This is a genomic window from Streptosporangium sp. NPDC050284 (assembly GCF_044459525.1).
GTDB lineage: Bacteria > Actinomycetota > Actinomycetes > Streptosporangiales > Streptosporangiaceae > Streptosporangium.
Genome location: NZ_JBITIZ010000031.1, coordinates 23678 through 45558, shown reverse-complemented (window position 1 = coordinate 45558; position 21881 = coordinate 23678). Strand labels below are relative to the sequence as shown.

At 71.3% G+C, this 21881-nt stretch carries 2 protein-coding genes (1 of these 2 cut by a window edge); both read left to right on the top strand.

The features are described 5' to 3' along the window. A partial coding sequence (locus tag ACIBH4_RS38010; RefSeq protein ID WP_399173780.1) for an SDR family NAD(P)-dependent oxidoreductase occupies nt 1-12453 on the top strand: 12453 nt, incomplete at its 5' end. 38 nt (nt 12454-12491) lie between these two features. Beyond that, on the top strand, nt 12492-21881 hold part of the coding region annotated (locus tag ACIBH4_RS38005) for an SDR family NAD(P)-dependent oxidoreductase (RefSeq protein ID WP_399173778.1) (this coding region is incomplete at its 3' end). 23677 nt of the annotated region lie beyond the right edge of the window; 9390 of 33067 annotated nt are visible.

The following is a 21881-nucleotide window of genomic DNA, read 5'->3' as shown; positions in this document are numbered from 1 at the left end:
TTCGGGATCTCGCCGCGTGAGGCTCTCGCGATGGATCCGCAGCAGCGACTGCTGCTGGAGACGTCGTGGGAGGCGGTCGAGCGGGCCGGGATCGACCCGCTCTCGCTGCGCGGCAGCCGAACCGGCGTGTTCGCCGGGATCATGTACCACGACTACGCGTCCAGTGTGGAGTTGCCGCCGGAGGCGATGAGTTTCTTCGGCATCGGTAACGCCGGGAGCGTGTTGTCGGGGCGGATCTCGTACACGCTGGGGCTGGAAGGTCCCGCGATGACGGTGGACACGGCGTGTTCATCGTCTCTCGTCACGATTCACCTGGCGGCGCAGGCGCTGCGTTCGGGTGAGTGCTCGCTCGCACTGGCCGGTGGGGTGACGGTGATGGCGTCGCCGGGCGCGTTCATCGACTTCAGCGCGCAGGGCGGGCTGGCCGGCGACGGGCGCTGCAAGTCTTTCTCGGACGCGGCCGACGGGGTGAGCTGGGCCGAGGGCTCGGGCATGGTCGTGCTGGAGCGGCTGTCGGACGCGCGTCGCAACGGCCACGAGGTGCTCGCGGTGGTGCGCGGTTCCGCGGTGAACCAGGACGGCGCCTCCAATGGCCTGACCGCGCCGAACGGTCCTTCGCAGCAGCGGGTGATCCGCCAGGCGCTCGCCGGGGCGGGTTTGAAGCCCTCCGAGGTCGACGTGGTGGAAGGTCACGGTACGGGGACGACGCTGGGTGACCCGATCGAGGCGCAGGCGTTGCTGGCGACCTACGGCCAGGATCGGCCGGAGGATCGGCCGCTGCTGCTGGGGTCGGTGAAGTCGAACATCGGTCACGCCCAGGCGGCTGCGGGTGTCGCGGGTGTGATGAAGATGGTGCTCGCGATGCGGCACGGGGTGCTGCCTCGGACGTTGCACGTGGACGAGCCGTCGTCGCACGTGGACTGGGCCTCGGGCGCGGTGAGGTTGCTGACCGAGCCGACGCAGTGGCCGCAGGTGGAGCGGCCGTGGCGGGCGGGGGTGTCGTCGTTCGGGATCAGTGGCACCAACGCGCACGTGATCATCGAGCAGTTCCCCGAGTCCAAAGCAGAGGAGCCGGAGGCTCCGCGAGGCGAGGTCGAACCGGGCGCGGTGCCGGTGCTGGTGTCGGGTCGTTCTGCGGGGGCGTTGCGGGCGCAGGCCGGGCGGTTGGCGTCGTTCCTGGAGGGTGAGCCTGATCTTGGCCTGGCCGATGTGGCGTTCTCGCTGGCGACGACGCGGTCGGCGTTCGATCATCGGGCGGTGGTGGTCGGTGATCGTGACGGCGTGCTCGCCGGGTTGGGTGCGCTGGCCGAGGATCTGCCGGGTGCGGGTGTGGTGCGCGGCGTGGCCGGAGGCGAGCTGAAGCTGGCGGTGTTGTTCACCGGCCAGGGCAGTCAGCGGGCGGGGATGGGCCGGGAGCTGTATGACCGTTTCCCGGTGTTCGCCGAGGCGTTGGACGAGGTGATCGCGGAGCTGGATCCGCTGCTTGAGGGGTCGCTGCGGGAGGTGCTGTTCGCCGAGCCGGGGTCGGCGGAGGCGGAGGCGGAGGCGCTCGACCAGACCGGGTGGGCTCAGCCGGCGCTGTTCGCGGTGGAGACCGCGTTGTTCCGGCTGGTGTCGTCGTGGGGAGTGCGGCCGGATGTGCTGGCGGGTCATTCGGTTGGGGAGATCGCGGCGGCTCATGTGGCGGGGGTGTTGTCGCTGAAGGACGCGTGTGCGTTGGTGGCGGCGCGGGCGCGGTTGATGCAGGCACTGCCCTTCGGTGGGGCGATGGTGTCGGTGCGGGCCTCCGAGGAGGAGGTCGTCGAGCTGCTGGCCGGGCGGGAGAAGGAGGTGTCGGTCGCGGCGGTGAACGGCCCGTCCTCGGTGGTGGTCTCCGGTGTTGAGCAGGCGGTGCTGGAGGTGGCCGCCGCCCTGGAGGAGCGGGGAGTACGGACGAAGCGGCTGCGGGTGTCGCACGCGTTCCACTCGCCGTTGATGGACCCGATGCTGGAGGACTTCCGCACCCTGGCCCGGACGCTCACCTACGACCCGCCGCGGATCCCGGTGGTCTCGACCCTGACCGGGGAGCAGGCCACGGCCGAGCAGTTGTGCTCGCCGGACTACTGGGTGGAGCAGGTCCGTGGCGCGGTCCGCTTCTCCGACGCCGTCCGTACCCTGCACGACCAGGGGGTACGCGCCTACCTGGAGGTGGGCCCCGACGGGGTGCTCACCGCGATGGCCGACGACACCCTGAGGGTGCTCGCCGATTCGGACGAGGCCGCCCGTTCCCAGGTGGCAGAGGACTCAGGCGCCCACCACCTCGCCACGGGCACGAATGCGGATTCGAATCCTCTGCTCGTATCGGTGCTGCGGAGAAACCGCGATGATCAGTCGGCGATCCTGACGGCGCTGGCCGAGCTGCACGTGCACGGGGTACCGCTCGACTGGCAGGCGGTGCTCGCGGGCGGGCGCCGGGTGGCGCTGCCCACCTATGCCTTCCAACGTCAGCAGTTCTGGCCGACCGGTAAGCGCGTCGGGGATGCTCGTGGCCTGGGTCTGGCCGCGGCCGAGCATCCGCTGCTGGGCGCCGCCGTTCGCCTCGCCGACTCCGACGGCGTACTGCTGACCGGGCGGTTGTCGTCGCAGTCGCACCCGTGGCTGGCCGATCACGTCGTGGCCGGGATGGTGTTCTTCCCCGGTACCGGCTTCCTGGAGCTGGCGGTGCGGGCGGGTGACCAGGTCGGCTGCGACCTGGTCGAGGAGCTGACGCTGGCCGCGCCGCTGGTGCTGGGCGAGGACGACGCGGTCGCGGTGCAGGTGTCGGTGGGTGCCCCGGACGAGTCGGGCAGGCGTGTGCTCGGCATCTATGCCCGCCCGGCCGAGGCCGAGGATCACGTGCCGTGGATGCGGCACGCCACCGGCACGCTGACGACTACGGGCGGGGGCGAAGGCCAGGCTGCCGCGTTCGACGCCACGGTGTGGCCCCCCGATGGGGCGACCGCGATCGGGCTGGACGGGCTGTACGGCCGCCTCGCCGAGGGCGGACTCGCCTACGGGCCGGTGTTCCAAGGACTGAAAGCCGCCTGGCGCGGCCAGGACGGCGAGGTTTTCGCCGAGGTCGCCCTGCCCGAGCAGGAGACGTCGAACGCGGCTTCGTTCGGGTTGCATCCGGCGCTGCTGGACGCCGCGTTGCACACGGTGCCGTTCGCCGGGCTGGAGGCGGTCGAGGGCGGAAGGCTGCCGTTCTCCTGGAGCGACGTGAGCCTTCGAGCCGAAGGCGCGTCGGCGCTGCGCGTGCGGCTGGCCGTGACCGGCGCCGACTCCGTGTCGCTGACGGCGGTGGACGCCGTCGGCGCACCGGTGCTGTCGGCGCGCTCCCTGGTGCTGCGGCAGGTCTCGTCCGACCAGGTCGCTGCGGCCTCCCCCGACCGTGGGGTGGAGCGGGACTCGCTGTTCCGGCTGGACTGGGTCACCGTGCCGATGACGGTCTCCCCGGTGGACGCCGTGATCGGGTTGGAGGTGGCCGAGCTCACCGGCGACCTCGATTCGCTGGAACTGCCGTTCGGCAGGATGCCCGACCTGGTGACCGTCGAGATCGACGCCGCCGACTCCTCGGACGTGGTGGAGGCGGCGCACGCGCTGACCGCACGGGTTCTCGATCTGCTTCAGCAGTGGCTCGCCGATGAGCGGTTCAGTGACTCGCGCCTGGTGTTCGTCACCCGGGGCGCGGTTGCGACCGATGACAGCGAGACCGTGTCGAACCCGGTCGCGGCCACCGTGTGGGGACTGGTCCGCAGTGCCGAGGCGGAAAACCCCGGCCGCTTCCTGCTGGCCGATGTGGAGGAGTACGAGACGGCCCTGTCCGCGCTGCCCGTCGTACTGGCTTCCGGTGAGCAGCAGGTGGCGGTGCGCGACGGTGGGGTGCGGGTGCCGAGGTTGGCGTCGCTGACCTCGGGTGCGGGGTTGCTGCCTCCGGCCGGTGAGAAGGCGTGGCGGCTGGGCAGCCGGGCCAAGGGCAGCCTGGACGCGCTGGAGTTGCTCCCGTTCCCGCAGGCGGCCGAGCCGCTGGAGGCGGGGCGGGTTCGGATGGCGGTGCACGCGGCGGGGGTGAACTTCCGTGACCTGCTGGACGGGCTGAACGCGCTGGGCTGGTTCCAGGACAGGGTCGGCCTGATGGGTGGCGAGGCCGCGGGTGTGGTGCTTGAGGTCGGTCCCGGGGTCGAGGACCTGCGGCCGGGGGATCGGGTGGTCGGCCTGGTCGAGGGCGGCTTCGGCCCGATGGCGATCACCAGCACCCAGGTCCGGGCGAAGATCCCCGACGGGATCTCCTTCGAGGAGGCCGCGACGATCCCGGTGACGTTCCTCACGGCCCACTACGGGCTGATGGATCTGGCCAGGTTGCGGGCGGGGGAGCGGCTGCTGGTGCATGCCGGTACAGGTGGTGTGGGTATGGCGGCGATCCAGCTGGCCCAGCGGCTCGGGGTCGAGGTGTTCGCCACGGCCAGTCCCGCGAAGTGGGGCGTGCTGCGGTCGATGGGCATCCCGGACGATCACATCGCCTCTTCGCGGAGTGTGGAGTTCGAGGAGCGGTTCGGTGCGGTGTGTGGTGAGCGGGGCATCGATGTGGTGCTCAATTCGCTGACGGGTGAGTTCATCGACGCCTCGGCGCGCCTGTTGCGTCCGGGGGGCCGGTTCGTGGAGATGGGCAAGCTGGACATTCGTGACCAGGAGAGTTTCCCGGGGTTGGAGTACCACTGGTTCGACGTGATGGACGCCGGCGCCGAGCGGTTGCGGCAGATCCTGGCCGAGCTGATGGAGTTGTTCGCAGCCGGTGAGTTGCGGCCGTTGCCGGTGACGGCGTGGGATGTGCGGCGGGGCCGGGAGGCGTTCCGGTTCATGAGCCAGGCCAGGCACACCGGCAAGATCGTGCTCACCATGCCCCGGGTCTGGGACCCGCAGGGCACGGTGCTGATCACCGGCGGCACCGGTGGTCTGGGGGCGGAGCTGGCCCGGCACCTGGTGGCCGAGCACGAGGTGCGGCACCTGCTGCTGACCAGCCGCCGAGGTCTGGACGCTCCGGGTGCGGTCGAGCTGCAGGCCGAGCTGATCGCGCACGGGGTCGAGGTCACCGTCGCGGCGTGTGATGTGGCCGACCGGGATCAGGTGGCCGCGCTGCTGGCCGAGGTGCCGGCCGAGCACCCGCTGACCGCGGTGATCCACACCGCGGGTGTGCTGGACGACGGCACGATCGCCTCGTTGACGCCGGAGCGGCTGGCCGGGGTGCTGCGGCCGAAGGTGGACGCCGCGTGGCACCTGCACGAGCTCACCCGTGACATGGACCTGGTGGAGTTCGTGGTGTTCTCGTCGGTGGCGGGAACGTTCGGCGGGGCGGGGCAGGGCAACTACGCGGCGGGCAACGCGTTCCTGGACGCGCTGGTCCAGCACCGGAGAGCCGCGGGACTGCCGGCGGTGTCGCTCGCCTGGGGCCCGTGGTCGCAGGACGTCGGGATGACGAGCCGGATGTCGCAGGCGGACGTGCAGCGGTGGGGCATGAGCGGCCTGTTGCCCATCTCGCCCCCGCAGGGCATGGCGCTGTTCGACGCGGCCATCGGGTCCGGTGCGCCGGCGGTGGCCCCTGTCCGCCTGAACATGCCGGCGCTGCGGGCGCATACGGAGCTGCCGCCGATGCTGAGCGGGCTGCTCCCCGCTGCGCGCCGCTCGACGGCCGCCGCCCCGCAGGTACGGAGCAAACTGCCGCAGAGGCTGGCCTCGCTGGGGGCCGCGGAACGCGTCGAGGTCCTTCTGGACGTGGTGCGGACCGAGGTGGCGCTGGTGTTGGGGCACGCCACGCCGGAGACGGTGGAGGTGAGGCGTGAGTTCCGCGAGCTGGGCTTCGACAGCCTCACCGTGATCGAACTGCGTAACCGGCTGAACGCGGCGACGGGTCTGCGCCTGTCGGCCACGCTGGTGTTCGACTATCCGACGCCGACCGTGCTGGCCAAACACCTGCTCGACGAGCTCATGGGCGCGCAGGCGGAGGCTCAGGAAACGACGCCGTCGGTGCTGCCGCCGGTGGACGACGACCCGATCGTGATCGTGAGCATGGCCTGCCGCTTCCCGGGCGGGGTGAACTCCGCCGAGGATCTGTGGCGGCTGGTGGCCGAGGGCGGGGACGGGATCAGCGGGTTCCCGACGACCCGCGACTGGGATCTCGACGGGTTGTACAACCCGGATCGGGAGAACCGCGGGACCAGTTATGTGCGTGAGGGTGGGTTCCTGCACGAGGCCGGGGAGTTCGATCCCGGGTTCTTCGGGATCTCGCCGCGTGAGGCGCTGGCGATGGACCCGCAGCAGCGACAGCTTCTTGAGGTGTCGTGGGAGGCGATCGAGCGGGCCGGAATCGACCCGGTCTCGCTGCATGGCAGCCGTACCGGCGTGTTCGCCGGGATGATGTATCACGACTACCGGTCGGGTCGCCTTGAGTTCCCCCCGGACGTGATGAGCTTCATGGGAACCGGCACCGCGGGAAGCGTGCTGTCCGGCCGGATCTCCTACACGCTGGGCCTGGAGGGTCCGGCGGTGACCGTGGACACCGCCTGTTCCTCCTCCCTGGTGGCGATCCACCTGGCGACGCAGGCGCTGCGTTCGGGTGAGTGCTCGCTCGCGGTGGCCGGTGGGGTGACGGTGATGGCGTCGCCGGGCGCGTTCATCGACTTCAGTGCGCAGGGCGGGCTGGCCGGCGACGGGCGCTGCAAGTCCTATTCGGAGGCGGCCGACGGGGTGAGCTGGGCCGAGGGCGCGGGCATGGTCGTGCTGGAGCGCTTGTCGGACGCGCGTCGCAACGGCCACGAGGTGCTCGCGGTGGTGCGCGGGTCGGCGGTGAACCAGGACGGCGCGTCGAACGGGTTGACCGCGCCGAACGGTCCGTCTCAGCAGCGGGTGATCCGCCAGGCGCTCGCCGGGGCGGGTTTGAAGCCCTCCGAGGTCGACGTGGTGGAAGGTCACGGTACGGGGACGACGCTGGGTGACCCGATCGAGGCGCAGGCGTTGCTGGCGACCTACGGCCAGGATCGGCCGGAGGATCGGCCGCTGCTGCTGGGTTCGGTGAAGTCGAACATCGGTCACACGCAGGCCGCGGCCGGTGTCGCGGGTGTGATCAAGATGGTGATGGCTCTGCGGCACGGCGTGCTGCCTCGGACGCTGCACGTGAACGAGCCTTCCTCGCACGTGGACTGGTCCCTGGGGGCGGTGGAGCTGCTGACCGAGACCACGCCCTGGCCCCGGACGGACCGTCCGTGGCGGGCAGGGGTGTCGTCGTTCGGGATCAGCGGCACCAACGCGCACATGATCCTGGAGCAGGGACCGGAAGCATCGGAAGCGCCGGAAGGAGAGGGCAGGGCTCCGGCCGCGGGAGTGGTGCCGTGGGTGGTCTCGGGCCGTACCGATCAGGCGTTGCGTGCGCAGGCCGGACGCATGGTCTCGTACGTGGACGGCGAGCCCGATCTGAGTCTCGGCGATGTGGCGTTCTCGCTGGCCACGACGAGGTCGGCGTTCGAGCACCGGACGGTGGTGGTCGCCGGGGACCGGGCCGACGCGCTGGCCGGGCTGCGGGCCGTTGCCGAGGACCTGCCGGGTGCGGGTGTGGTGCGCGGGGTGGCAGCGGGCGAGCTGAAGCTGGCGGTGTTGTTCACCGGCCAGGGCAGTCAGCGGGCCGGGATGGGCCGGGAGTTGTATGCGCGGTTCCCGGTGTTCGCCGAGGCGTTGGACGCGGTGATCGCCGAGCTGGACCCGCTGCTCGACGGGTCGCTGCGGGAGGTGTTGTTCGCCGAGCCGGGGACGGCCGAGGCGGAGGCGCTGGATCGGACCGGGTGGGCGCAGCCTGCCCTGTTCGCGGTGGAGATCGCGCTGTTCCGGTTGGTGGAGTCCTGGGGGGTGCGGCCGAACGTGCTGGCCGGGCACTCGGTCGGGGAGATCGCGGCTGCTCATGTGGCCGGTGTGCTGTCGCTCGCCGACGCGTGTGCGCTGGTGGCGGCGCGGGCGCGGTTGATGCAGGCACTGCCCTCCGGTGGGGCGATGGTGGCGGTTCAGATCGCCGAGGAGGCGGTCGCCGAGCTGCTCGCCGGGCGCGAGGATGAGGTGTCGGTCGCCGCGGTGAACGGCCCTACCTCGGTGGTGATCTCCGGCGTTGAGCAGGCGGTGCTGGAGGTGGCCACCGCCCTGGAGGAGCGGGGAGTTCGGACGAAGCGGCTGCGGGTGTCGCACGCGTTCCACTCGCCGTTGATGGACCCGATGCTGGAGGACTTCCGGGCGGTGGCGGGGGCGCTCACCTACGACCCGCCGCAGATCCCGATCGTATCCACGTTGACCGGGCGGGCGGCCACGGCCGAGCAGCTGTGTTCACCGGAGTACTGGGTGGAGCAGGTGCGCGGCGCGGTCCGCTTCTCCGACGGCGTGCGCACCCTGCACGGCCAGGGCGTGCGGGCGTATCTGGAGCTGGGCCCCGACGGGGTACTCACCGCGATGGCCGCCGACACCCTCGCCGCCGACGCGGAGGCGCACGAGTCGGACGCCGTGCTCGTACCGATGCTGCGCAGGGACCGCGACGAGCAGGTCGCGTCCATGACGGCGCTCGCCGAACTGCACGTGCACGGGGTGGAGATCGACTGGAAGGCCGTCCTCCCCGGTGGTCGCCGGGTCGACCTGCCGACGTACGCCTTCCAGCACCAGCGGTTCTGGCCCAGGAGGGTGAGGGCCGGCGTGGGCAACGTGGCCGCAGCCGGGTTGGCGACAGCCGGGCACCCGCTGCTGGGCGCCGCCGTGGGCCTCGCAGACTCCGACGGTGTGCTGCTGACCGGGCGGTTGTCGGTGCGATCGCACCCGTGGCTCGCCGATCACGTCGTGTCCGGAGCGGTGATCTTCCCGGGCACCGGGTTCCTTGAGCTGGCGGTGCGGGCCGGTGACCAGGTCGGTTGTGACCTGGTGGAGGAGCTCACCCTGACGGCGCCGCTGGTGCTCGGCGAGAACGACGCCGTCGCGGTGCAGGTGTGGGTGGGCGCCGCGCAGGAGACGGGTCACCGGAGTGTGAACGTCTACGCCCGGTCGGCCGAGGCGGCCGACGACGTGCCGTGGGTACGGCACGCCACCGGCACGCTCGCGACCGGGGTTTCGGAGGCCGCGCCGTTCGACGCGGAGGTATGGCCTCCGCAGGGTGCGACCGCCGTCGAATTGGACGAGTTGTACGAGAACCTGGCCGCCGGAGGGTTCGCGTACGGCCCGGTCTTCCGGAATCTCCGCGCCGCCTGGTACGGCGCGGACGGAGAGGTCTTCGCCGAGGTCGCGCTGCCCGAGCAGGTCGGTGACGCCGGTTCGTTCGGGATGCATCCGGCGCTGCTGGACGCGGCGTTGCACGCGGTGCCGTTCGTCGGGCTGGAGCCGGTCAAGGGCGGCCGGATGCCGTTCTCGTGGGGTGAGGTGAACCTGCGCGCGGCCGGCGCGTCGATGCTGCGGGTGCGGCTGGCCAGGACGGGTGACGATTCCGTGTCGCTGGCGGCCGTGGACGCCGCCGGGGAGCCGGTGCTGTCGGCGCGGTCGCTGGTGCTGCGGCCGGTTACGTCCGACCAGCTCATCGTCGACGGCGGTCGTGGCGTGGAGCGGGACGGGCTGTTCCGGGTGGAGTGGAGCACGCTGCCCGAGACGCCGGAATCGACCACCGGGGTGAGCGTGGCCGAGACGACCGGAGACCTCGCTTCGCTGGATCCGGTGCCGGACGTGGTGACGTTCACCGTTGACTCCTCCGAGAACACCGACGTGGTGGAGTCGGCGCACGCGGTGACGGCCGGGGTACTGGATCTGCTGCGAGGGTGGCTGGCCGATGAGCGGTTCGCCGGCTCGCGGTTGGTGGTGGTGACGCGGGGTGCGGTGGCCGCGGGTGAGGGTGAGGCGGTCGCCGATCTGGCGGCCGCGGGGGTGTGGGGATTGGTGCGCTCCGCGCAGTCGGAGAACCCGGGCCGGTTCGTGCTGGTCGACGTCGACTCGGAGGTGCCTCCCGCGTCGTTGGCCGTGGTGCTGGCTTCCGGTGAGCCGCAGGTGGCGGTGCGCGAGGGTGGGGTGCGGGTGCCGAGGTTGGCGTCGCTGACCTCGGGTGCGGGTCTGTTGCCTCCGTCGGGTACGGCGTGGCGGCTGGGCAGCCGGGCCAAGGGCAGTCTGGACGCGCTGGAGTTGCTTCCGTTCCCGCAGGCGGCCGAGCCGCTGGAGGCTGGTCAGGTTCGGCTGGCGGTGCGTGCGGCGGGGGTGAACTTCCGTGACCTGCTGGACGGGTTGAACGCGCTGGGGTGGTTCCAGGACAAGGTTGGCCTGATGGGTGGCGAGGCCGCCGGTGTGGTGGTCGAGGTCGGCCCCGGGGTCGAGGACCTGCGGGTGGGCGACCGGGTGGTCGGCCTCACCGAGGGCGGCTTCGGTCCGTTGGTCGTCGCCGAGGCGAAGACCTTGGCGAAGATTCCCGACGGGATCTCCTTCGAGGGGGCCGCGACGATTCCGGTGGTGTTCCTCACCACCTACTACGGGCTGATGGATCTGGCCCGGTTGCGGGCGGGCGAGAGGCTGCTCGTGCACGCGGGCACCGGTGGTGTGGGTATGGCGGCGATCCAGCTGGCGCAGCGCCTGGGCGTGGAAGTCTTCGCGACCGCGAGTCCGGCGAAGTGGGGCGTGCTGCGGTCGATGGGCATCCCGGACGACCACATCGCCTCTTCGCGCACCCTGGAGTTCGAGGAGCGTTTCCGGGAGGTGTGCGGTGGGCGGGGCATCGATGTGGTGCTCAACTCGCTGACGGGTGAGTTCATCGACGCCTCGGCGCGGCTGCTGCGCCCCGGGGGCCGGTTCGTGGAGATGGGCAAGCTGGACATCCGCGACCAGGAGCAGTTCCCCGGGCTGGAGTACCACTGGTTCGACGTACTGGACGCCGGCGCCGAGCGGTTGCGGCAGATCCTGGCCGAGCTGATGGAGTTGTTCGCGGCCGGTGAGTTGCGGCCGTTGCCGGTGACGGCGTGGGATGTGCGCCGTGGCCGGGAGGCGTTCCGGTTCATGAGCCAGGCCAGGCACACCGGCAAGATCGTGCTCACCATGCCTCAGGTCTGGGACCCGCAGGGCACGGTGCTGATCACCGGCGGCACCGGTGGTCTGGGTGCGGAGCTGGCCCGGCACCTGGTGGCCGAGCACGGGATGCGGCATCTGCTGCTGGTCAGCCGCCGAGGCCTGGAGGCGGCCGGCGCGCGGGACCTGGAGCGGGAGCTGGCGGCGCGAGGCGCTCAGGTGACCGTGGCCGCCTGTGACGTGGCCGACCGGGACGCGGTTGCCGACCTGCTGGCCGGGGTGGATGCCGAGCATCCGCTGACCGCGGTGATCCACACCGCGGGTGTGCTGGATGACGGGACGATCGCCTCGTTGACGCCGGAGCGGCTGGCCGGGGTGCTGCGGCCGAAGGTGGACGCGGCGTGGCACCTGCACGAGCTGACCGAGGGCATGGATCTGGCCGGGTTCGTGGTGTTCTCCTCGCTTGCCGGGCTGATGGGCGGTGCGGGTCAGGGTAACTACGCGGCGGCGAACGCCTGGCTGGACGCGTTGACGGCGCGGCGCCGGGCGCAGGGATTGCCGGGGTTGTCGCTGGCCTGGGGACTGTGGGCGCAGACCACCGGGATCACCGGGGGCATGTCGCAGGCCGACGTGCAGCGGATGACCGCGGCCGGGTTGCCGCCGATCAGCACCGAGCAGGGGCTGGAGCTGTTCGACGCGGCGATCGGGTCGGACTCACCGCTCGTGATCCCGGTGCGGCTGAACCCGCCGACACTGCCGCAGGAGCAGGTGCCGCCGTTGTTCCGCGGCCTGGTGCGCGGCACCCGCCGTACGGCCGCCGCGCTCTCGGAGACCGGAGGCGGCGGCGCGGGCGCGGCACTGTCCGGGCGACTCACCGACCTGCCCCACCCCAAGCGGATCCGCATGCTGATCGACCTGGTCCGCACCCAGGCCGCCGCCGTTCTCGGACACCCCGACTCCACGGCGGTGGAGGTACGGCGCGAGTTCCGTGAGCTGGGCTTCGACTCGCTGACCGCGATCGAACTGCGCAACCGCCTCAACACCGCCACCGGGCTGCGGCTGCCCTCCACCCTCGTCTTCGACTACCCCACCCCCACCGTGCTCGCCGAACACCTCCTCGCGGAGATCGCGCCCGGAGAGGCCGAGGCCGCGAAGCCCTCGTTGCTGGAGGACCTCGACCGGTTCGAGGCCGCCCTTTCCGAGGACACGATGGACGAAATCACTCGGAACGGCATCGCGACCCGGCTTCGGCAGCTGCTGGGCAAGGTGAGCGGCAGCGGCGCAGGAACTAGTGAAATCGCTGTCGCAGACATGCTCGAATCAGCGAGTGCCGAGGACCTTCTCGGCATCATCGAAAGCGAACTGGGTCACTTGAAAGAGCTGTGATCCCGGCTCGCCTCGGAGTACTTCGGAGGTACGCGCCGATGTCGCAGGACCGGAAGCTCGTTGACTACCTGAAGTCGGTCGCCGCCGACCTGCGCGAGACCCGTCGGCGGCTCCAGGAGGTCGAGTCGGGCAGGCACGATCCGATCGCGATTGTCTCGATGGCGTGCCGCTTCCCCGGTGATGTCAACTCCCCTGAGGACCTGTGGCGTCTTGTGGCCGAGGGTGGCGACGGGATCGGGGAGTTCCCGACGTCGCGTGGCTGGGACCTCGGGATGGTGTACAACCCGGACCGGGAGAGCCGGGGGACCAGTTATGTGCGTGAGGGCGGCTTCCTGCACGACGCGGGGGTGTTCGATCCCGGGTTCTTCGGGATCTCGCCGCGTGAGGCGCTGGCGATGGATCCGCAGCAGCGGTTGCTTCTTGAGGTCTCCTGGGAGGCTTTCGAGCGGGCCGGGATCGACCCGATCTCGCTGCGTGGCAGTCACACGGGCGTGTTCGCCGGTGTGATCTACCACGACTACGGTCCGAGCGTCGAGTTCCCGTTGGACGTGAGGGGCTTCGTCAGCACCGGCACCGCAGGAAGCATCGCCACCGGGCGTATCTCCTACACGCTGGGCCTGGAGGGCCCGGCGGTGACGGTGGACACCGCGTGCTCGTCGTCGCTGGTGGCGCTGCACCTGGCCGCGCAGGCGCTGCGCTCGGGCGAGTGCGACCTGGCGCTGGCCGGTGGTGTGACCGTGATGGCCACGCCCGGAATGTTCATCGACTTCAGCGCGCAGGGCGGCCTGGCGGGTGACGGGCGGTGCAAGGCGTTCTCCGACGCGGCGGACGGCACGAGCTGGGCCGAGGGCATCGGCATGCTGGTCCTGGAGCGGCTGTCGGACGCCCAGCGCAACGGCCACGAGGTGCTGGCGGTGGTGCGGGGTTCGGCGATCAACCAGGACGGCGCGTCCAACGGTCTGACCGCGCCGAACGGTCCTTCTCAGCAGCGGGTGATCCGCCAGGCACTCGCAGGCGCCGGGCTCACTCCCGCGAACGTGGACGTGGTGGAGGCGCACGGCACCGGCACCACGCTGGGTGACCCGATCGAGGCGCAGGCGCTGCTGGCGACGTACGGTCAGGATCGGCCGGAGGATCGGCCGCTGCTGCTGGGTTCGGTGAAGTCGAACATCGGTCACACGCAGGCGGCGGCCGGTGTGGCGGGTGTGATGAAGATGGTGCTCGCGATGCGGCACGGGGTGCTGCCTCGGACGTTGCATGTGGACGAGCCGTCCTCGCACGTGGACTGGGCCTCGGGCGCGGTGGAACTGCTGACCGAGAGCAGGCCGTGGCCCCAGGTGGATCGGCCGTGGCGGGCGGGTGTGTCGTCGTTCGGTTTCAGCGGCACGAACGCGCACGTCATCATCGAACAGGGGCCGGGAGTTCCTGACGCCGAGCCGGGTACGGATGAGCGGGCACCGGTAGGCGCGGGTGTGGTGCCGGTGGTGGTGTCGGGCCGCACGGCGGGGGCACTGCGGGCACAGGCCGGGCAGCTCGTGTCGTTCCTGGAGGGCGAGTCCGGTCCGCGTCTGGCCGATGCCGCGTTCTCGCTGGCCACGACGCGGTCGGCGTTCGAGCACCGGGCGGTGGTGCTGGCCGACGATCGTGAGGGTGTGCTGGCCGGGCTGGGTGCGCTGGCCGAGGACCTGCCGGGTGCCGGTGTGGTGCGCGGGGTGGCCGGAGCGCAGCCGGAACTCGCGGTGTTGTTCACCGGTCAGGGCAGCCAGCGGGCCGGGATGGGCCGGGAGCTGTACACGCGGTTCCCGGTGTTCGCGGCGGCGTTGGACGCGGTGATCGCAGAGCTGGACCCGCTGCTGGACGGGTCGCTGCGTGAGGTGTTGTTCGCCGAGCCGGGGTCGGCGGAGGCGGGGTTGCTGGATCGGACGGGGTGGGCGCAGCCGGCGCTGTTCGCGGTGGAGACGGCGCTGTTCCGGCTGGTGGAGTCCTGGGGAGTGCGGCCGGATGTGCTGGCCGGTCACTCGGTCGGGGAGATCGCGGCTGCTCATGTGGCGGGGGTGTTGTCGCTGAAGGACGCGTGTGCGTTGGTGGCGGCGCGGGCGCGGTTGATGCAGGCGCTTCCTGTGGGTGGGGCGATGGTGGCGGTGGCGGCTTCTGAGGAGGAGGTCGTCGAGCTGCTGGCCGGGCGGGAGAAGGAGGTGTCGGTCGCCGCGGTGAACGGCCCGTCCTCGGTGGTGATCTCCGGTGTTGAGCAGGCGGTGCTTGAAGTGGCCGCCGCCCTGGAGGAGCGGGGAGTACGGACGAAGCGGCTGCGGGTGTCGCACGCCTTCCACTCGCCGTTGATGGACCCGATGCTGGAAGACTTTCGGGCGGTGGCCGGGTCACTGACCTACGGCGCGCCGGAGATCCCGGTGGTCTCGACCCTGACCGGGGAACCCGCCACCGACGAGCAGTTGTGCTCGCCGGACTACTGGGTGGAGCAGGTCCGTGGCGCGGTCCGCTTCGCCGACGGCGTGCGCGCCCTGCACGGCCAGGGGGTGCGGGCCTACCTGGAACTCGGCCCCGACGGTGTGCTCACCGCGATGGCCGCCGACACCCTCGCCGCCGACGTGGAGGTGCGCGAGCCGGACGCCGTGTTCGTGCCGGTACTGCGTAAGGACCGCGACGAGCACACGGCGGCGATGACGGCGCTCGCCGAGCTGCACGTGCACGGGGTGCCGGTGGAGTGGCGTTCGGTGCTGCCGGGCGGGCACCGGGTCGATCTGCCCACCTACCCGTTCCAGCACGAGTGGTACTGGCCCCGCGAACGGCGGATGGGTGACGCCCGAAACCTGGGACTGGCCGCGGCGGGGCACCCTTTGCTGGGCGCCGCCGTGGCGCTCGCCGCCTCGGACGGCGTACTGCTGACCGGCCAGCTGTCGTTGCGGTCGCAGGCATGGCTGGCCGATCACGTCGTGGCCGGGAGGGTGCTTTTCCCCGGCACCGCGTTCCTTGAGCTCGCCATCCGGGCCGGTGACCAGGTCGGCTGCGACCTGGTGGAGGAGCTCACCCTGGCGACGCCGCTGGTACTGGGCGAGACCGACACCGTCGCGGTGCAGGTGTGGGTGGGCGCCGAGGAGTCCGGCCGGCGCGACCTGAGCATCTACACCCGGCCGGCCACGGCCGACGACGACGAGCCGTGGGTACGGCACGCGGTCGGTGTCCTCGCCGCCGGAGGCCAGGTCGCCGAGCGACTCGACACCGACGTCTGGCCGCCGCAAGGCGCGTCCGCGATCGAGCTGGACGGGTTGTACGAGCAGCTCGCCGAGGGCGGGCTGAGCTACGGGCCGCTGTTCCAGGGCCTGCGGGCGGCCTGGCGGCGTGATGACGAGATCTTCGCCGAGGTGAGCCTGCCGAGCCGGCTTGAGTCGGACGCCGGTTCGTTCGGCGTGCATCCGGCCCTGCTGGACGCGGCCCTGCACGTGGTGACCTTCGCGGGACTGGACGATTCCGAGGGCACCCGCCTGCCGTTCTCCTGGGGTGAGGTGTGCCTGCACGCCGGTGGGGCGTCGGCACTGCGGGTACGACTGGCCAGGACCGAGGGTGATGCCGTCTCGTTGACGGTGGCCGATGTCGAGGGTGAGCCGGTGCTGACGGCGCGGTCACTCGTACTGCGCCCGATCGCGGCGACCACCGGCGAAGGCGGCCGCCGAAGCGAGCAGGACCCCCTGTTCAGAGTGGAGTGGACGGCGCTGCCGTCGGCGCGGGTGGCACCGGTGGCCGATCCCGCGCCCAAGGTGACGGTGGTCGCCATCGACACGCTCGACCTCGCGGATCCGTCGGCGTTCGGGGACACGGACCGGGCACCGGGGGTCGTGGTGACCGAAGTGATCTCCGATCAGGCCGGCGCGGTGGTGGACGCGACACACAGGCTGACCACACGCGTTCTCGACCTGCTGCGCCAGTGGCTCGCCGATGAGCGGTATCGCGATTCACAGCTGGTGTTCGTGACCCGGGGTGCGGTCGCGGCCGAAGACGGTGAGGTGGTGTCGGATCTGCCGGCCGCCGCGGTGTGCGGATTGGTGCGCAGCGCCCAGTCGGAGAACCCGGGCAGGTTCCTGCTGGTCGACATTGACGAGCACCAGGAGTCGCTGGCGGCTCTGCCCGGAATGCTGCCCATGGTGTTCGCCTCCGGCGAGCCGCAGGTGGCGGTGCGAGCAGGCGGGGTGCGGGTGCCGAGGCTGGTGTCACTGACCTCGGGTGCGGGTCTCTTGCCTCCGGCCGGTGCGGGTTCGTGGCGGCTGGGTAGCCGGGCCAAGGGCAGCCTGGACGCGCTGGAGTTGCTTCCGTTTCCGGCGGCGGCCGAGCCGCTGCAGAGCGGGCAGGTTCGGGTGGCGGTGCGTGCGGCGGGGGTGAACTTCCGTGACCTGCTGGACGGTCTGAACGCGCTCGGCTGGTTCCAGGACAAGGTCGGCCTGATGGGCAGCGAGGCCGCCGGTGTGGTGCTTGAGGTCGGCCCGGGGGTCGAGGACCTGCGCGTGGGTGACCGCGTGGTCGGCCTGGTCGAGGGCGGCTTCGGCCCGTTGGTGGTCGCCGGTGCCGGCGGGTTGGTCAAGATTCCCGACGGGTTCTCGTTCGAGCAGGCCGCGACGATTCCGGTGGCGTTCCTCACCACCTACTACGGGCTGATGGAACTGGCCGGCTTGCGCGAGGGCGAGTCGCTGCTGGTCCACGCGGGCGCCGGTGGGACCGGTATGGCGGCGATCCAGTTGGCGCAGCGGCTGGGGGTGGAAGTCTTCGCGACCGCGAGTCCGGCGAAGTGGGATGTGCTGCGGTCGATGGGCATCCCGGACGATCACATCGCGTCGTCGCGGAGTGTGGAGTTCGAGGAGCGGTTCGGTGCGGTGTGTGGTGAGCGGGGCATCGATGTGGTGCTCAACTCGCTGACGGGTGAGTTCATCGACGCCTCGGCGCGGCTGCTGCGCCCCGGGGGCCGGTTCATCGAGTTGGGCAAGCTCGACATCCGCGACCAGGAGAGCTTCCCCGGGCTGGAGTACCACTGGTTCGACGTGATGGACGCCGGTCCCGAGCGGCTGCGGCAGATCCTGGCCGAGCTGATGGAGTTGTTCGCGGCCGGTGAGCTGCGGCCGTTGCCGGTGACGACCTGGGATGTGCGCCGGAGCCGGGAGGCGTTCCGGTTCATGAGCCAGGCCAGGCACACCGGGAAGATCGTGCTGACCATGCCCCGGGTCTGGGACCCGGAGGGCACGGTGCTGATCACCGGCGGCACCGGTGGTCTGGGCGCGTTGTTCGCGCGGCATGCGGTGGCCGAGCACGGGGTGCGGCATCTGCTGCTGGTCAGCCGCCGGGGTCTGGAGGCTCCAGGTGCGGTGGAGTTGCAGGCCGAGCTGATCGCGCACGGGGTCGAGGTCACGGTCGCCGCCTGTGACGTGACCGACCGGGGTCAGGTCGCGGGCCTGCTGGCCGGGATCGATGCCGACCATCCGCTGACCGCGGTGATCCACACCGCCGGTGTGCTGGACGACGGCACGATCACCTCGTTGACGCCGGAGCGGCTGGATGCGGTGCTGCGGCCGAAGGTGGACGCCGCCTGGCACCTGCACGAGCTCACCCAGGGCCTGGATCTGGCCGAGTTCGTCCTGTTCTCGTCAGTGGCGGGGGTGATCGGAGCTCCCGGGCAGGGCAACTACGCCGCGGCGAACTCGTTCCTCGACGCGCTGGCTCAGCACCGTGGGGCCGCTGGGCTGCCCGGGTTGTCACTGGTCTGGGGTGCGTGGGCTCAGGACAGTGGGATGACCGGCACCTTGAGCGACGGTGACATGGAGCGGCTGACCCGTGCCGGTACGCCACCGATCGCACCGGAGCAGGGCGTCGCCCTGTTCGAGGCGGCGATCCGTTCCGGCGAACCGGTCGTGGCCCCGGTCCGGCTGGATCTGCCGGTGCTCCGCGCCCAGGGCGAGGTTCCGCCACTGCTGCGCAAGCTGGTGCGGGGAAGGCGCCGGTCCGCCGCGGGGAGGTCGGAGGCGGCCAGCACGCTGCTCCAGCGACTGGCTCCGCTCACGGTGGCCGAACGCGCCGAGGTCCTGGTGGACCTGGTACGTACCGAGGTTGCCCTGGTGCTGGGGCACGTCTCGCCGGAGACGGTGGAGGTGCGGCGGGAGTTCCGCGAGCTGGGGTTCGACTCGCTGACCTCGGTGGACCTTCGCAACCGGCTGAACGGCACGACCGGGTTGCGGTTGCCGGCCACGCTGGTGTTCGACTACCCGACACCGGCCGTGCTGGCGGAGTTCCTGCTGGCCGAGTTGCTCGGCGAGCACGCCGATGTGGTGGCTCCCAGCGAGGTCCGGCCCGTGGCCGACGACCCCATCGTGATCGTGGGCATGGCGTGCCGCTATCCGGGTGGAGTCACGTCTCCTGAGGACCTGTGGCGACTGGTCACCGAGGGCGCGGACGCGATCTCACCGTTCCCGACCACGCGTGGCTGGGATCCGGCGGCGTTCTACAGCCCCGATCGGGAGAACCGGGGCACCAGTTATGTGCGTGAGGGTGGGTTCCTGCACGAGGCCGGCGAGTTCGACCCGGGGTTCTTCGGGATCTCGCCGCGTGAGGCGCTCGCGATGGACCCGCAGCAGCGGTTGTTGCTGGAGACGTCGTGGGAGGCGATCGAGCGGACCGGGATCGACCCGGCGTCGCTGCGCGGCAGCCGTACCGGCGTATTCGCCGGGGTCATGTACCACGACTACGCGACCAGCGTGTCGTTCCCGCCGGAGGTGATGGGGTTCGTCGGCACCGGCACCGCCGGAAGCGTGGCGACCGGTCGCCTTTCCTACACCTTCGGGCTGGAAGGCCCGGCGGTGACGGTGGACACCGCGTGCTCCTCCTCGCTGGTGGCGTTGCACCTGGCATCGCAGGCGCTGCGGAGTGGTGACTGCTCGCTGGCGCTGGCCGGCGGTGTGACCGTGATGGCCAACCCGGGACCGTTCATCGACTTCAGTGCGCAGGGCGGACTGGCCGGTGACGGCCGGTGCAAGTCGTATTCGGATGCGGCCGACGGCGTCAACTGGGCCGAGGGTGTGGGCATGCTGGTGCTGGAGCGGCTGTCGGACGCGCGCCGCAACGGCCACCGGGTGCTCGCGGTGGTGCGTGGTTCTGCGGTGAACCAGGACGGTGCGTCGAACGGGTTGACGGCGCCGAACGGTCCCTCCCAGCAGCGGGTGATCCGTCAGGCGTTGGCCGGGGCCGGGCTCTCGGTGTCCGAGGTGGACGCGGTCGAGGGCCACGGTACGGGGACGACGCTGGGTGACCCGATCGAGGCGCAGGCGTTGCTGGCGACCTATGGTCAGGATCGGGACGAGGACCGGCCGCTGCTGCTGGGGTCGATCAAGTCGAACCTCGGTCACGCCCAGGCGGCTGCGGGTGTGGCCGGTGTGATCAAGATGGTGATGGCTCTGCGTCATGGGGTGCTGCCTCGGACGTTGCACGTGGACGAGCCGTCGTCGCATGTGGACTGGTCGGCGGGCGCGGTGGAGCTGCTGACCGAGCAGGTGGAGTGGCCGCAGACGGGTCGTCCGCGTCGGGCTGGTGTGTCGTCGTTCGGGATCAGCGGCACCAACGCGCACGTGATCTTGGAGCAGGGGCCGGAGGTTCCTGAGCGGGAGTCGCGTGACGAGGGCCAGGCGCCGGGTGCCGTGCCGTGGGTGGTGTCGGCGAGGACCCCTGAGGCGTTGCGTGAGCAGGCGAGCCGTCTGGGTGCGCTGGTGGAGACGGCCGACGAGCTTGACCCGGTGGATGTGGGGTCGTCGCTGGTGGGGTCGCGGTCGGTGTTCGAGCACCGTGCGGTGGTGGTCGGTGCCGGCCGTGGGGGGTTGCTGGCGGGGTTGGGTGCGGTGGCTTCCGGTGAGCCCACGGCGGGTGTGGTGTCCGGTGTGGCCGATGTGGTTGGGAAGTCGGTGTGGGTGTTCCCTGGTCAGGGGGCGCAGTGGGTGGGCATGGGTGCGCGGCTGCTGGAGGAGTCGGCGGTGTTCGCGGCTCGGATGGCCGAATGTGCGGCGGCGTTGGAGCCGTTCGTGGAGTGGTCGTTGCTGGATGTGGTGCGGCAGAGCGAGGGGGCTCCGTCGCTGGATCGGGTGGATGTGGTGCAGCCGGTGTCGTTCGCGGTGATGGTGTCGTTGGCGGCGGTGTGGGAGTCGCTGGGGGTTCGCCCTGATGCGGTGGTGGGTCATTCGCAGGGTGAGATCGCGGCGGCGGTGGTGGCGGGTGGCCTGTCGTTGTCCGACGGCGCCCGGGTGGTGGCGCTGCGCAGTCAGGTGATCGGGCGTGGGCTGGCGGGGTTGGGGGCGATGGCGTCGGTCGCGCTGCCGGTCGAGCAGGTCGCGGAACGGGTGGCGGCGTGGGACGGGCGGATCTCGGTGGCGGCGGTGAACGGTCCGAACTCGGTGGTGGTGGCCGGTGAGATCGCAGCCGTCGAGGAACTGGTGGAGCAACTGAGCACTGAAGAGGTGCGGGTGCGGCGGATCGCGGTGGATTACGCCTCGCATTCGGCGCAGGTGGATTTGATCGGCGAGGAGCTGGCGCAGGTTCTGGCGGGGGTGGTGCCGCAGCCGGTGCGGGTGCCGATGCTGTCGACGGTGACCGGCCAGTGGGTGGAGGGCCAGGAGCTCGATGGCGGGTACTGGTGTGACAATCTGCGGCGCACGGTGGCTTTCGCTCCGGCGATAGGAGAGTTGCTGGAGCAGCGGTATCGAGTGTTCGTCGAGGTGAGTTCGCATCCGGTGCTCACGGTCGGGGTCGGCGAGTGCGTGGACGCGGCCGAGGTGGAGGCCGTGATCGCCGGGACGTTGCGCCGCGATGAGGGCGGTCTGGAGCGGGTGCTGGCCTCGGCGGCCGAGCTGTTCGTGCGCGGCGTGAAGGTGGACTGGCAGCAGGTGCTGCCCGGTGGTCGGCGGGTGGATCTGCCCACCTACGCCTTCCAGCACCAGCGGTTCTGGCCGGTGGGAGCGGGTTCCCAGGTGGGGAATGTGGCCGCGGCGGGGCTGGCGGTGGCGGGGCATCCGCTGCTGGGCGCCGCCGTGGGCCTGGCCGACTCCAACGGGGTGTTGCTGACCGGGCGGTTGTCGCTCTCGTCACATCCGTGGCTCGCCGATCACGCGGTGTCCGGGACGGTGATTTTCCCGGGTACCGGGTTCCTTGAGCTGGCGGTGCGGGCCGGTGACCAGGTCGGTTGTGACCTGGTGGAGGAGCTCACCCTGACGGCGCCGCTGGTGCTCGGCGAGGCCGACGCCGTCGCGGTGCAGGTGTGGGTGGGCGCCACGCAGGAGACGGGCCACCGGAGCGTGAACATCTACGCCCGGTCGGCGCAGGCCGCCGACGACGTGCCGTGGGTGCGGCACGCCACCGGCACGCTGGCCGTCGGCGCCCCGGTCACCGGTGCT